The 13779-nt window shown below is 60.0% G+C and carries 14 protein-coding genes and 1 tRNA gene; 10 read left to right on the plus strand and 5 right to left on the minus strand.

Annotated features, from left to right (window positions below):
- Window positions 1-10: 10 nt before the first annotated feature.
- A complete protein-coding gene (rsmI, locus tag C2L64_RS00635; RefSeq protein ID WP_090834871.1) occupies window positions 11-886 on the minus strand; it encodes a 16S rRNA (cytidine(1402)-2'-O)-methyltransferase in 876 nt (291 codons plus the stop codon).
- Here rsmI and C2L64_RS00640 point away from each other — a divergent pair.
- From C2L64_RS00640 to C2L64_RS00685, 10 genes are all read left to right on the plus strand, one after another.
- Window positions 885-1355, plus strand: a complete 471-nt coding sequence (locus C2L64_RS00640; protein WP_090834872.1) for a YraN family protein — start codon at window positions 885-887, stop codon at window positions 1353-1355. The two genes, rsmI and C2L64_RS00640, sit on opposite strands and share 2 nt — an antisense overlap.
- A gap of 236 nt (window positions 1356-1591) precedes the next feature.
- A complete protein-coding gene (locus tag C2L64_RS00645; RefSeq protein ID WP_007582184.1) occupies window positions 1592-2179 on the plus strand; it encodes a phosphoheptose isomerase in 588 nt (195 codons plus the stop codon).
- Window positions 2180-2199: 20 nt separating this feature from the next.
- On the plus strand, window positions 2200-2997 hold the full coding sequence (locus tag C2L64_RS00650) for a BON domain-containing protein (protein ID WP_079500082.1): 798 nt from the start codon (window positions 2200-2202) through the stop codon (window positions 2995-2997).
- A 35-nt stretch (window positions 2998-3032) separates the two neighbouring features.
- On the plus strand, window positions 3033-3350 hold the full coding sequence (locus tag C2L64_RS00655) for a c-type cytochrome (RefSeq protein WP_407671774.1): 318 nt from the start codon (window positions 3033-3035) through the stop codon (window positions 3348-3350).
- Window positions 3351-3406: 56 nt separating this feature from the next.
- A tRNA-Ala gene (locus tag C2L64_RS00660) sits at window positions 3407-3482 on the plus strand.
- A 165-nt stretch (window positions 3483-3647) separates the two neighbouring features.
- On the plus strand, window positions 3648-4859 hold the full coding sequence (locus C2L64_RS00665) for a tyrosine-type recombinase/integrase (RefSeq protein WP_090834874.1): 1212 nt from the start codon (window positions 3648-3650) through the stop codon (window positions 4857-4859).
- 351 nt (window positions 4860-5210) lie between these two features.
- Window positions 5211-6401, plus strand: a complete 1191-nt coding sequence (locus C2L64_RS00670) for a tyrosine-type recombinase/integrase (RefSeq protein ID WP_244144489.1) — start codon at window positions 5211-5213, stop codon at window positions 6399-6401.
- Between the two features lie 160 nt (window positions 6402-6561).
- A complete protein-coding gene (locus C2L64_RS00675) occupies window positions 6562-6804 on the plus strand; it encodes a helix-turn-helix transcriptional regulator (protein WP_090834876.1) in 243 nt (80 codons plus the stop codon).
- A gap of 351 nt (window positions 6805-7155) precedes the next feature.
- Entirely contained in the window at window positions 7156-7746 is a 591-nt protein-coding gene (locus tag C2L64_RS00680) for a rolling circle replication-associated protein (RefSeq protein WP_244144479.1), read from the plus strand.
- A 92-nt stretch (window positions 7747-7838) separates the two neighbouring features.
- Window positions 7839-8528: a hypothetical protein gene (locus C2L64_RS00685; protein ID WP_090834878.1), complete on the plus strand. Its 690-nt coding sequence runs from the start codon at window positions 7839-7841 to the stop codon at window positions 8526-8528.
- Window positions 8529-8846: 318 nt separating this feature from the next.
- Here C2L64_RS00685 and C2L64_RS00690 read toward each other — a convergent pair whose 3' ends face one another.
- The 4 genes from C2L64_RS00690 to C2L64_RS00705 all read right to left on the minus strand — a co-directional run bounded on the left by C2L64_RS00690 (window position 8847) and on the right by C2L64_RS00705 (window position 13772).
- Window positions 8847-10568: a coiled-coil domain-containing protein gene (locus tag C2L64_RS00690; RefSeq protein WP_090834879.1), complete on the minus strand. Its 1722-nt coding sequence runs from the start codon at window positions 10566-10568 to the stop codon at window positions 8847-8849.
- Between the two features lie 17 nt (window positions 10569-10585).
- Window positions 10586-11881, minus strand: coding sequence for a dsDNA nuclease domain-containing protein (locus C2L64_RS00695; RefSeq protein WP_158660479.1), 1296 nt, complete (start codon window positions 11879-11881; stop codon window positions 10586-10588).
- A gap of 336 nt (window positions 11882-12217) precedes the next feature.
- Window positions 12218-12949 (minus strand): hypothetical protein, encoded by a 732-nt coding sequence (locus C2L64_RS00700; RefSeq protein WP_090834881.1) that lies wholly within the window; start codon window positions 12947-12949, stop codon window positions 12218-12220.
- A 103-nt stretch (window positions 12950-13052) separates the two neighbouring features.
- The gene (locus C2L64_RS00705; RefSeq protein WP_090834882.1) at window positions 13053-13772 is read right to left on the minus strand and encodes an HNH endonuclease; all 720 of its coding nucleotides are present in this window, start codon (window positions 13770-13772) and stop codon (window positions 13053-13055) included.
- Between the last annotated feature and the right edge of the window lie 7 nt (window positions 13773-13779).

The following is a 13779-nucleotide window of genomic DNA, read 5'->3' on the forward strand; positions in this document are numbered from 1 at the left end:
CTTTTTGTTTTCACTCGTCCTTTTTCAGGGCCAGCGCGCGCGTGTACAGGGCGTTGCGCGAAGCGCCCGTGAGCGCTGCCGCGATCTTCGTCGCGCTGCTCACCGACAACTCCTCCAGCAGCATGCCGAGCAGCGCGTCGTGATCGTGTTCGCCTTCGGCATCGACAGGCGCGCCTTCGACGACCAGCACGAATTCGCCGCGTTGCCGGTTGGCATCTTCGGCGAGCCACTTAGGCCCTTCGGCCAGGGTGCATCTATGCAACGCCTCGTGTAATTTCGTCAACTCACGGCCAATCAACAGACGCCGCTCGCCGCCGAACGCGTCGGCGAGCGCCTGCACGGTTTCGACGATGCGATGCGGCGCCTCGTAGAACACCATCGCGTACGGATGCTTCGTGAGCGGCGCGAGTGCGCCTGCGCGCTGTTTCGCTTTGGGCGGCAGGAAGCCGACGAAAGAAAACGTCGACACCCAGTCGCCCGCGACGCTGAGCGCCGTGGCGAGCGCGCTTGCGCCCGGCAGCGGCACGACCGGGAAGCCGGCTTCGCGCACGGCATCGACGAGTTTTGCGCCCGGGTCTGAGATGCCCGGCGTGCCCGCATCGGAGACGTATGCGACGCGCTCGCCCGCCTGCAGATACTCGACGATGCGCTGCGCGGACTCGCGTTCGTTGTGCTGATGCACGGCGACGAGCGGCTTCGAGATGCCGTAGCGCGACAGCAGTTGTCCTGTGTTGCGTGTGTCTTCGGCGGCGATGCGATCCACGAGGCCGAGCACATGCAGCGCGCGCAACGTGATGTCGGCGATGTTGCCGATCGGCGTGGCCACGACGTAAAGCGCGGAAGCGGGGTACTGCTGTCCCTGCGCGAGTTCGGAAAGAGGAGTCATGACACGGAAGACGCAGACAGACGAAACGAGGCCGACATTGTGCCACGCAGCCGAGCGCGCACGAGATCACGCACGCGATGCCGCGCGGCGCTCGCACAACTTTTCCGATGGCGCACGGTCCAAAAACGTCGGGGCAGCGTTCGAAGCACACGCGTTGACGTTTCTTCAGCGGCAGCGTTTGCGGCTTGTCGCGCGTAACGTCGTGTGTCGCGGCGGCGAGATCGATCTCGTGATGCGCGAGCCGGACGGCGCGCTCGTGTTCGTCGAAGTGCGCGCGCGAGCGCACGGCGGATATGGCGGCGCGGCGGCGAGTGTCGTGTGGCAGAAGCAGCAGCGTATCGTGCGCGCCGCGCAGCACTTTTTGTTGGCGCATCATGGCGCGATGCCCGCGTGCCGCTTCGACGTGATCGCGTTCGAGCGCGGACGTCTGGTGTGGCTGCGCGACGCTTTTCGTGCGGACGACTGTTGAGCAGGCGGTTTCGCCGCGTGAGTACGATAAACTTGCGGACGCGAAAAGGGCGGCGCGTGGTGTGTGAATGCGCGCCGAACGCTTTGCACGCAGGCGCTGCAGAACGGAACCGCTAAGCGGGCTCGCATGACGCGCCGATCGGAGCGGCTGCGGACCATCGCGCGGGGAAGGGCAACACGTCCAATTGAACCTGCGCTGCCAGGCGGGCAGCGCAAGCAGTACACGATAGAGAGTCGATGTCAGTCGAACGCATTCAACAACACTTCCGCGATAGCGCGGCAGTCACACTCGCAGCACTGGACGCTTTGTCGATGCCGATCGCGGCGGCCGTCGACACGATGTTTGCCGCGCTTGCAAACGGTAACAAGATTCTGGCGTGCGGCAACGGCGGGTCCGCTGCCGACGCGCAATACTTCGCTGCCGAACTGATCGGCGGCTTCGAGCGCGAACGTCCCGCGTTGGCGGCCATTGCGCTGACGACGGATTCGTCGATCATCACGGGCATCGCCAACGATGCATCGCTCGACCAGATTTTCGCGACGCAGATTCGTGCGCTCGGCCAGCCTGGCGACGTGCTGCTCGCTATCTCGACGTCGGGCAATCCGGCCAATATCCTCGCTGCCGTCGAAGACGCACACGACCGCGAGATGATCGTGATTGCGCTGTCGGGCAAGGGCGGCGGCAAGATGAACGAAGTGCTGCACGATACCGATATCCATATTTGCGCACCGTCCGATCGCACGGCGCGCGTGCAGGAAGTGCATCTGTTGACGATCCATAGTCTGTGCGACGGCATCGATGCGATGTTGCTCGGCGAAGAATGATTCCGAAGGAGAGCGAGTTGATGAGCGCATATCGCGTGAAGAGTACGTTTGTGAGGACCACGCTGGTGGTTGGTCTTGTCGCCGGGCTGGCTGCGACGTTGCAGGGCTGCGTGCTGGCTGTCGGCGCGGCGGCGGGCGGCAGCGCGCTGGTCGCGACCGATCGGCGCACGCTTGGCGCGCAGACGGAAGACCGCGAGATTCAGGTGAAGGCGATGTCGCTGATTAGCCAGAATTTGCCGGACTCGGCTCACGTTAATGTGACGGTGTTTAATCGGCGGGTGTTGCTGACTGGCGAAGTGGCGGGTGAGGTTTCGAAGGCTCGGGCTGAATCGGTTTTGCGTAGCCTCAATAACGTGAATGCGATCATTAATGAGTTGACGGTTGCGCCGGCGAGTTCTTTCTCTTCGCGTAGTAACGATACCTATCTGGAAGGGCGCGTGAAGACGGCGCTGATCGCCGAGAAGGATATTTCGTCGAATAACTATAAGGTGGTTTGTGAGCGTGGTTCTATCTATCTGATGGGGCTCGTTACAGTTGATGAAGGGAATCGTGGGGCTGATGTGGCTAGCCGAGTGCCTGGGGTTACGCAGGTTGTGAAGGTGTTTCAGTATATTCAGCCGCAAGAGGCAGTTGCGGCGTCGGCGGCGGCTGCGTCCGCGGCTTCGGGGGCGCCGGCTGCTGCGCAGCCTGATGCTGAGGTGACGTCGGGAGCTGTGCCGGATTCGTCGGTTACTTCGAAGCCGTTGGAGCAGCAGGCGCCGGCGCCGGTGAGTAACTCGACGCAGGTGCATCCGGGAACTCCGAAGGCGGGGCAATGAGGTTGGTTTTTTGGGGTGCTGGTCTTCGGGCGGTGATGGGTGGTTTGGTTTTGGCTGGGTTTGTTAGCGCAGCCCATGCAGCCGATGCGCCGTCGCGTGGGCTCGCGATCGCTCGGGCTAATGCTTGTATGGGATGCCATGCAGTTGATCGGAAGCTGGTCGGGCCTTCGTTTCAGCAGGTGGCTGAGAAGTACAAGGGGAATGCTGGGGCTGGGGCTTTACTTTCGAAGAAGGTTAAGGATGGCGGTTCCGGAGTCTGGGGCGCGATTCCCATGCCCGCTCATCCCGCGATGAACGATGCCGATATTCGCACTGTAGTCGATTGGGTGCTGGCTGGGGCGCCGTCGAAGTAATGGGGTTTTGTGCTCTGGCACAGTAATTTTTCGTCGTGCTAGAATCGGTGAGTCGTGGGGCGGTAGCTCAGCTGGGAGAGCGTCGCGTTCGCAATGCGAAGGTCGGGAGTTCGATCCTCCTCCGCTCCACCAAACTGAAGTCTGACGAAATCCAGCAAGGCCGGAAACCCCTTATCCCATAAGGCTTCCGGCTTTTTTTACGTCCAGGTTCGTCCAACGACATCCGGTGGCATTTTGGCGAAAGTCGGGGCAGCATATGGGGCATGGGCCTCTGCCTCCGGCCCGGGATGCCCCCAAATGGCCCTCACCGATGTCGCCATCAGGAACGCCAGAGCCACTGGCAAAACCCAGCGTATCTGGGACGGGGGCGGCCTGTATATCGAGGTCACGCCAGGCGGGTCGAAGCTCTGGCGGCTGAAGTACCGTTTCGACGGCAAGGAGAAACGGCTGTCGTTCGGACGGTATCCGGAAGTCAGTCTGAAAGATGCACGGGAAAAGCGTGACGAGGCGCGCAAACTTCTGGCGGACGACACCGACCCGAGTGAACACAGGAAGGCCACCAGGGCGGCGCGGCTCGCCAGTGCGGCCAACAACTTCGAAGCGGTCGCGCGTGAATGGTTCGAGCGCATGATGGCCGACAAGGCGAAATCGCACAAGGACAAGGTCCTTGCGCGGCTCGAGAACGACCTCTTCCCGTGGGTCGGCAAGCGACCGATATCTGACATCACCGCACCGGAAATCCTCGCATGCCTGCGGCGCATTGAGCAGCGCGGTGCCCGCGACACGGCGCATCGCGCGATGCAGAACTGCTCCGCGGTTTTCCGGTACGCCGTGATTACCGGCAAGGCACACAGCAACCCGGCCGAGCATCTCCGAGGTGCCCTGCCACCAGCAAGACCCGGGCACTTTGCTGCTGTAACCGAACCCGAGATGGTGGGCCCGCTGCTGCGCAAGATGGACAATGTGGACGCCACCTTTCCCGTCAAGTGCGCGCTCAGGCTGGCGCCATATCTGTTTTGCCGGCCAATCGAATTGCGTTCGATGCGCTGGGATGAGGTCCATCTCGACGCAGGGGAATGGCGCTATATCGTGCGCAAGACACAAACGCCCCATCTGGTTCCGCTGGCATCCCAGGTCGTCGCCATCCTGCGCGAGTTACAGCCGCTGACGGGGCGGTGGGACTACGTCTTCCCGGGCCGACACGACAAGACGCAGCCGATGTCGGGCAACACCGTCAACGTTGCCCTGCGACGTGCAGGTATCAGCACGCGTGACGAGCAGACCGGGCACGGCTTCCGGGCGATGGCTCGCACCATCCTGCACGAGCGGCTCGGCATCCGGCCAGAAGTCATCGAGCATCAGCTGGCGCATCGCGTCCCCGACCCGCTCGGCACCGCCTACAACCGCACGAAATTTCTCGAGGAGAGGAGAAAAATGATGCAGAAATGGGCGGACTTTTTGGATGAACTTCGCGAAAACTCGGTTCTAACTGGCGATAAACTCCAATAAAATCGAAAAAAATCGTACAAAAAGCGCTTGACGGTGCGTATGGCGGCGGGCAATATTTCCTCTGTCGTCACTGGACGACAAGCTGCCGGCAAGCCCTGCTCCCGCAGCTTCCAGGAAAAATTGTGAGGCAGTACCTGCACGGCCGGCCCGTGCATTGAGGACATATCTCCAGGGGCTGTTTGCTTTACATGGAGATAGTCAATGCAAACCCTGCATGACTCCGTTGTGCGCCCGACCAATGTCGTGGCGCTGTTCCCTGTTCAACATCCGGTTGCCGTTGAGCGCAGCGCCCACCGTCCGCTCACGGACGTCGCCATCAAGAACGCGAAGCCGCGTCACAAACCGTATCGGATGTACGACTCGTTGGGCCTGTACCTCGAAGTGACCCCCGGGGGGGCGAAGCTCTGGCGGTTGAAGTACCGCTTCGCGGGCAAGGAGAAGCGAATCTCGTTTGGCAAGTACCCGGAAACCGGCCTGGAAAAGGCGCGGAAAAAACGGAACGCTGCGCGCGAGCTCCTCAGCGATGACGTGGACCCGAGCGCCGATAGACAAGCCAGCGAGGCCGCGAAGCTCGAAAATGCCGCCAATACTTTTGAGGCCGTCGCGCGCGACTGGTTCGCGCGGCTGATGTCCAGCAAGGCACAGTCGCACCGGGACAAGGTGATTGCGCGTCTCGAGAACGACATTTTCCCGTGGCTGGGCAAGCGGCCCATCGCGGCCATCACCGCACCCGAGGTGCTGGCCTGCCTTCGACGCATCGAGGACCGCGGCGCCAAAGACACCGCACACCGGGCGAAACAGAACTGTTCCCAGGTGTTCAACTACGCCGTCGCCTGCGGCCGGGCCCAGAACAACCCCACCGTCCACCTGGGCGGCGCGTTGGCACCGGCCAGGCCGGGTCACTTTGCGGCCGTGACTGACCCGGCGGACGTCGGACCCTTGCTTCGTGCGCTGGAGTCGGTCACTGCAACCTTCCCGGTCAAATGCGCCCTGAGGATTGCGCCCTACGTCTTCTGTCGGCCGGGCGAGCTCCGGACGATGCGCTGGAAGGACATCGACCTGGACGGGGGGGAGTGGAATTACATTCCGGAAAAGCGGGAAGGGGATGCTGGCGCTGGTTCCAATCCTGTTCTTCATCTGGTTCCGCTGGCGACGCAGGTCATCGCCATCCTGCGTGAGTTGCATCGGCTTACCGGACGCCACGAGTACGTCTTCCCCGGGGTCGCGGACAGGAAGAAGCCGATGTCTGGCGGCACGGTGAACGCTGCCCTGCGTCGCGCAGGTTACAGCACCCGCGCGCAACACACGGGACACGGCTTCCGCGCGATGGCGCGGACCATCCTGCACGAAGGTCTGGGCTTCGCGGCGGAGGCGATTGAGCATCAGCTGGCTCACCGCGTTCCTGACCCGCTGGGGGACGCCTACAACCGCACGAAATTTCTCACCGTCAGGCGACAGATGATGCAGGATTGGGCGGACTATCTGGACCGCCTGCGCAAAGGTGTCGACGACGAGATGTGCGCCGACGGTCAACCCGCCTGACGGCTAGCGTGGCGGCGGGGCCTGACGTCTTGCGCCGGTCATCGACCACAGCTGCCGGCAAGCCCGAGGCCGGCAGCCGATGGGGAAAATTCAAACCGCTTTTCCACGGCCTGGCCGTGGACAGCGACATCTTTACGGTTTCTATTCTGGAGATAGTTTCATGCCAACTCAGCATGACGCTCTTTTGCGCCTCCCCGCAGCGCCGGCGCTCGATAGTCTTGCGCAAACCAGGCCAGACCATCTTTTGCGGCTTCCGGCGGTGCTGGCGCTTGTTCCCGTTTCCCGTGCCACCTGGTATGCGGGAGTGAAAAGCGGCCGCTATCCGCAACCGGTTTCACTTGGCCCTCGCTGTGTTGCGTGGCGGGCCAGCGATGTCCAGCAGCTTGTCAGTCAAGGCGCATAAGCGTTTCCTGCTGAATGGCGGGTCGCCTGGCAACAGTGGTCTGAAGCATTGAAACGCCAGAGCGGCCCCGGATTCGCACGCCTATGCTCCGCAACGGTCGAGCGTGGGCGGAATATGTTTTAACCTGCCGCATTTCAGCACGCGGAGGACATATTTCATTACTGAGGACAGCTATCTGGCTGAAGCGGCACACACACGAGGTGTGCCATGTGTTCTTCTTCACCGACGGCGGCGAGCCGTCAAGCACGTACTGCAGCATCTGCCACCCGCTTCGCTGAACTTGTCAGAAAGACTGGAACAAGTGCGACGCCCGCCAACAAAAGACGAAAATCCCGAGCGCGGAAGAGGTTGTTGCGAGCTATCCAGGAGCAACGTCTCCAGGCAAGAGCGGCGCGCCTTCGTGCTGTTGCGCTGACGCTGACGTTCGAGGACAACGGAGAGTTCTGCTCGCGGCACATCAGTGCTTTCCTTGAACGCCTACGTAAGGTCCTGAAGCGGCGCGGCCATACGCTGCCCTACACGTGGGTTCTCGAGCGCGAAGGGCGGCTCCACTATCACCTGATGCTCTGGCTACCGCGGGACTTCATCCTCGACAAGCAGAAGCTGGCGCAATGGTGGCCGTGGGGCTCGACATGGACCGAATGCTGCAGGCAGGTCAAGCGCTGGGGCCGTTACATGGCCAAGTTCAACTGCGTGGCGCGGATTCCCAAAGCCACCCGCCTTTTCGGCTATGGCGGACTGGATGATAGCGGTAGGGCTGCTGTGCAGCGCGCGGGGCTCCCTCGGTGGCTGCAGACACTGCTGCCCTTCGGTAGCACTGTATGCCGATTCATGGGCGGCGGGTGGGTAGACGCCGAAAGTGGCGAGCTATTTGTTTCGCCCTATCTATGGACACCTTGGGGATGGGTGACGCACGGGCGCGGGCTGACGCCAGCTAGTTGACCTCCAGGCTTCAGGATGGGCGGAGCGTGCCGATAAAGGAGTGGGTGATATGTATTTTTTGTGCAACTTCAACAGCAGGAACCTTTGCCGCCATGCCTGAACTGACCCAAGAACACCGCCGTGCTGTCTGCTTTCGTGAAGCCGGGCGCGCTATTATCCATGCCCTCGGGGGCGCACACGTCTATCGCGTGGCCGTTGCTCCGACCGGCAGCACGTCGTGGCACTATCAACCACGTAAAGGTCGTGAGGAAGTTGACCTGTTTGGTGTCTGCGAAGCGTCGGACGCACCGTCGGTAACTATGCACGTCCAATGGGATGACGAGGCGGAGCAGTTCATCGGTGACCGCGAGGGATTCGAGCGGCTCGTTGAACAGGCGCGTAGCGTCGAGCTGAAAGGTCAGCCGCCGAAATCCCCGGGTGAAAATCTTGAAGAGTGGCGTCGTCTCGTCCGGGCGTGCGCGTGCAGCAGACTGGCGGGCTCGGTTGCCGCGTACGTCTACACGCAGCGTGCATTCGAGATGGAGGTGGCCCGGGCCGACGCCGAGTTCGAGCACGACTTGGCGGTGGCCGACGGGATATCGCAGCTGTTGCCGCCGGGAACGCTCGGGCATCTCGTCCGGGTGACGGTCGAGGCCCTGCGCACACCGGCCATCTGGGCACAGGTGACGACGCTCGCGGAGGAGCTGGAGCGTGCGGGCGATATGGCTGACCAGCTGAGCGACTATCTGCCCGAGCCGCAGGCGGGCTGGCCGACTGGTCCGGTCGCCGCTCAGAGTGAGTGACGCCCCGGTGACCGGCGAAGTCTGAGCTGTGTATCACGCTGGGTTTTGGCGGGAAGGCTGATTGCGGGGCTTGACGGCGGCGGCTGCGACGCAGTCAGAATTCGTCACTTCAGTCCGCTCGTCGTCACGTGACGAGATGGTGGTGTGCCGTATCAGGATGTGGGCATCGTGGTGACCGCCGGGGCGCGGTCACGCGACATCACCAGCGAACAAGCATGCGAGGGCAATGGTCACGCTGATGTCCGTGAGATTTATTTCCCTTGGTTGCACGTTGCCGTAACGGAACAATCCCGGTGGCGCGTGTAGCGGCTTAGCTTGTTAAGGGGCCTCGAGTTTTCTTGCCTGTTGCGCCTTTAGAATCTGCGGAAACAGCCAGCGTCCGACGTTGTTGTATTGTTCCTCGCGAAGAAGCTTGAACTTTTCAGTCAAATCGACGCGTTGCTCGCCGCTACCCTTCAAGGAGACGTCTTCGGGTGGCGGTTCTTCAAGGCCGACAATGACCTGCTGACCTTCCACTGCGTTTCGCAGGATGAATTTGGTCACGAGCGGGCGATTGAGTTCGTCCTGTGCCTTCGGATGCGGCGAGTCGATGACTAGTGGTGGTATGTAGCCGTTAGCAAATCGGGCCGCTGTGTGGGACAAGGCGAAGTAGTAGGCCAAAATCGCTCTCGGACCGCCACTGCCGCCTTCTTTGGGACGCGCGTTCACTTCGCCGCGACGGCTTTGGAGCGACGGGGGTACCTCAAGTTCGCGCGCAAATTGGGCGTACAGCGCATTGAAAGTCGCGCGAATGGACTTGGCGCGCTTCGCATCGCTTAACGACGCCAGCTGCATTTCAAGCAATCGCTGTTGTCCGACGTTCGCTCCGATAGATTCGTTCAAGCGCGCCTCTTGGCTTTCGAAGGCAAAATGCGCTCGCTCCGTGCCGGCGCGATTCACTATTTCGCGCAAACTCATGCTGCCCTTTTGTTCCGCGAGAAGCTTGTCGAGTTCTGCGGCCTTGCTATCGACGACCAGCAGGGCGCGAGCCAGGTCTTCGAGACGTTTCTCCTCGCGGCGCAGTGAGACCTTCATCCGAGCCCGGACCTGACGCAAATCGTCTGCTTCTGCATCCAATTCAAGGCGCTGGTGAAAACTCGCCGCATGATGCGTTCCGCACGTCGGGCAGACCAATTCGTTCTCCGTCGAGTGTTCGTCCAGAAAGACCATGTCCTGTTGATGGTCCCTGAGCGCTTCCTCGAGAAGGCTCAATTGAGTGATGAGGACATCTCTTGCTGTTGTGACTTCGGTCAGCTCTGCACGTAGTTTGTCTTGGCGTTCGCTCAAGTCAGACGCCTGACTTTCCAATTCCCGCAGTTCGCGTCTGAATGCAATCCCGTCGACAAACCAAGGCTTGCGCGGGAAAAGTTCCGAGAGATTTTCGCGCGCCTTCTTGAGGACGCTATGCTCTTGCGCGAGTGCCTCACCGGCGCGGCGCTCCTCGGAGAGTTCGCTGAAGGCTTTCCAGTACGCTGATGAGCGGATATCCAGGGCGAGCTCAATGGTCGGTTTTTGCCACAATTGGAATTCGTTTAAACGAAGAAACGTATTCCAACCGGCGTCCCAGCTTCCGTCCTGGTCGATGAAAAACGGAAGGAAAAATAGGCTCGGACGCGCGAGCTTGACGCCTTCCGACTTTGTGGTCAGCGGCAGAACGAAGTCAAACAATTCGGAGAGCTTGTCGCGCAAGGCGCCCTTGCTTCGCGTTGCCCATAGCAACTCGCCCGCGGTAAAGAGCGCGAAAAGGTCCCCGGCCCGCAGCATACGGTACTGGTGGTCTTCAAGTTCAAAGTCGACGGCTGCATGGGTCTGCGAGTCCCAGACTTTGCCCATCGAGCGGGTCTCACATCCAAAAACTGCGAAGAGGTGACGTAACGCCGTGGACTTACCGGTATGGTTACCCCCCACCAGCACCGTTTTTGTTTCCCCGAATTGGATGGTCCTTGCCTTCATTTCGCTCTCGGACAAGAGCGAGAGCTTGACGAATCGCAAGCTTTTCATTGTTCTTCTTCCGGAGGTTACGCACTAGGCGTCTGAGATTCGTTTTTGACATGGATATTCGCTAGCAATGCAACAGCCTTGATGTCCGTCGACGAGATGTCACCCGCACCGCGCGAATCTAGCAGCGACGAAAGCTGGCCGCAGGATATTTCAAGCATGGCGCGATATGTTTCGTTCGTCGCGTCGGCGCTACGCGCAAATCGTAAAGCCTCCTGCCAGCACAGCGTATCCCTCTGTTCGGGCATGTGAATGAATCGAATCGCGATGCGTCGAGCAGCGTCGGCAATTCTGTTCGCTTCCTTGGGCGGCATCCCTTCACCCTTCAAGTCCGAAACCATTTTCTCAATTTCAACACCGAAATCGCTGGCAGTGGATGCTGACTCTAGCAGTCGTGAGAATGCCTTTTTGGTGAAGCCCTTCTCGGAAACGATATCCTGAAGGGAGGATAGAATCCGCTTCTTTCCGCCGAGACGCGAGAATGAGTCAAGCAGCTTGGACACCAGCTGTCCCGACGTATCGGGGAGATTGAGTTCGTCAACAAGCAATTCACCCAGAGCTCCACGCACTGTTTCGCGCATCGTCGACGGCTGTAGCTTCGTATGCTCGAATGCAAGTTTCGGCATGTGCGAAAGCCCTTGTAAGCCGAGCTCTTTCCTTAGGCGAGCACTGATATCCGCCGTATCTGAATCGCATAGAGAGTCGAAGCGTAGGGATGAATGTAGCGGCGGCGCAGAACCGCTTGGCAATTTCGCGCTCAACGGCGCGTTCGAAACGAAGGCGCCAATTGCTTCAACAGTGGGCGGAAGCTTGGCGACACCGAGGTAGAGTTTCCCGAGAGGTGACTGCCCGCGCAGTCTCGTGGTACCACGACGCTTCGATTTGTTGGGTGCAACCGGTGGATGCTGCTCGTGTTCGGCATCCGTCGAAGCGAACAACTCGGCCTGACCTTTCGAGCCCACTGCAGGTTGCGTGTTGTCGACCGTGTCCACATCAACACGCTTACATAGGGACGCTATCGACCAGTCCTTCCGGTCCCGTTTCTTCAACTGGAATAACGCGGCCGACGATGGCGCGTCGGCGCTGTCGAGTAACGCCACGTCCTGGATATACTCAAAAAGCAACGCATAATCATTTTGCTTTGCCCGCTCGAGTGCGACCAGCAAATACATTGCCCAATATCGGGCGAAATCGACGCCATCGTTGGTTTCTTCGCCACCGCTTTCGTTGATTTCCGGGTCGGTAAGCAGGGTGGCCCAAACGTCTGCGTTTGTGCCACTGTCCTCGGCGTCCGAGCTGTCGTTTTGCGCACTCACATTTTCACCACGTCTTTTTGTGGACCGTCTGTGCCTAGGATGCTCTCCCATCCAGTGGCTCCAGCTTATTTGCTTATCGCGTCTGACGCCGGCCTGCGGAAACCGGCCGACAAAAAGAGCGGGAGTGGACGTTTAGAAACGCCAACAGCGCCGGAATCAGCGAGTGTCGGTTGCGTCTATATCGACGACCGGCGCGCGCGATTCGCCCACAGGGACTAAGAGCGCCGTCAAATCATACATCGAACGTCGAGGTCGAGAAACGTTATAAATTTTGCCACTAACTCTTTAACCGCTGTTGACACAAATGCTTGATGGAAATCACCGGACACTCAGTGCTCAATTTGATAAGGGCGAGTGAGGCGCGCAGTGTGAGGATGGAATCCATGTTGTGAAGCTAAGTAGGTTATCGAGCGTCACAACTGAAACCTGCTGCGCCGAGGGAGCGCCGGGGTAGAGAGCACATGCGTGTGAGTCGCAAGTGACAACATATCCTTCTATCGTTTGGGGCTTGCCAGCTCCGACGCTGCGGGAAATCCTTGCGTACGCCATGCCCTGACCGACCTTTCCAATGCACTGCAGCCGGTCTATAGACGTCCGCTCGTCCAGAGCGATTTGTCTTCCTTGGGCGGCTTCGGCTGAAATGAATGCCCAAAGGACTAACACGAACGCAGCAGCGGCCAGCAATATGCCTGCCGTCACTATCATCGGCGAGAACTTCCGCTCGGCAACGCTTCTGAAATAGTTATCTGTGTCGACAGTTAAGTTCTTCCGTTTCGCTGCTGCTCGACGACCCAGATGCTCCGCGGCGGTCACAAGAGCATATACAAGCCCCAAATACACTCCGAAGCCCACCAGAAGCAGGAAGTCCTTGTAAGCGCTTTGCTGAAATCCGAAGAACATCATCTGCTGCGGTGTCCACGGCATTAGCGCTTCATAAAGACCGTACGCGTCCAGATAACCTGAGCGAAATGCCTGGCCACTCGCATACATCATTGCGACAAATAATGTGCCGGCGGACGTCAACGCTGCTACCAAAGTGGCGGTTAAGAATTTCTCTTCTTTTTTCATGCAAGGTCGAATTGTGAAAGGGTCCACACGGAATCCGCAACTGCGGAGTATGGATGAATCGGCGCGTCGCCCGTACATTAAAGGGCGCGATATCTCCGCGACTTCAAGATAGCTTGCGAAGTTCGGTGGTTCGGTGGAATGTCAGGTATGGCGCATGGGCCGGCTTGAGGTTACGAATGGTCCATTCTGAAGACACTCCTAGTTGCGCCCTGGCGACAGATGGCAAAGCCTCGGACACGAGCAGGCGGCCCGAGTCAGAGAATGAAACCCACCCGCCGTCGAACAGTGCGTCAATGTGGGGAGCTAGCAGAAGCCCGTTGAACACGTCCAACCTTTCGTCGTCGCTCAAGCATTTGGCCCAAGGTTTGATATGTGAAGCTCGCAATAAGGGAGGTACGGCGAGGCCCGTGACACAACAACGCCCTTGCCAGTAGTCCATCAGCGCATATCGAAACAGGTCCTGCCCCACTCGCTGTACTACCAAGCGCTCCGCCTCGGTAGTTTGCGGCAGATGCTTCTTCGCGCGTCGGAACTGGTCCGCTACACGGTTCGGCATGGTTGTCGCAATGGCCGAAGCGCGCTGCAGCGTAGCGTAGAGTAGGTCGAGGTTGGGGGCGATGACAACATTGGCATCAGCACTATCCAGTAGGGCCGCAACCGACGCCGAGACCCGATATCCGTCTCCCTCGACGTTCACCACAACCGCTTCGGGAAACTGCGCGGAGCGCAGTTCCATTGCTCCATCGTTCAACAGCAATGGCGTGCGCTCAAAGCCGCAGTCCGCAGCGGCCTTCTCAAGTCGAAGGCGTTCTAGCGGCGTCATGCCTTGT

The sequence above is a fragment of the Paraburkholderia hospita genome, from assembly GCF_002902965.1.
In the GTDB taxonomy this organism is placed as follows: Bacteria; Pseudomonadota; Gammaproteobacteria; order Burkholderiales; family Burkholderiaceae; genus Paraburkholderia; species Paraburkholderia hospita.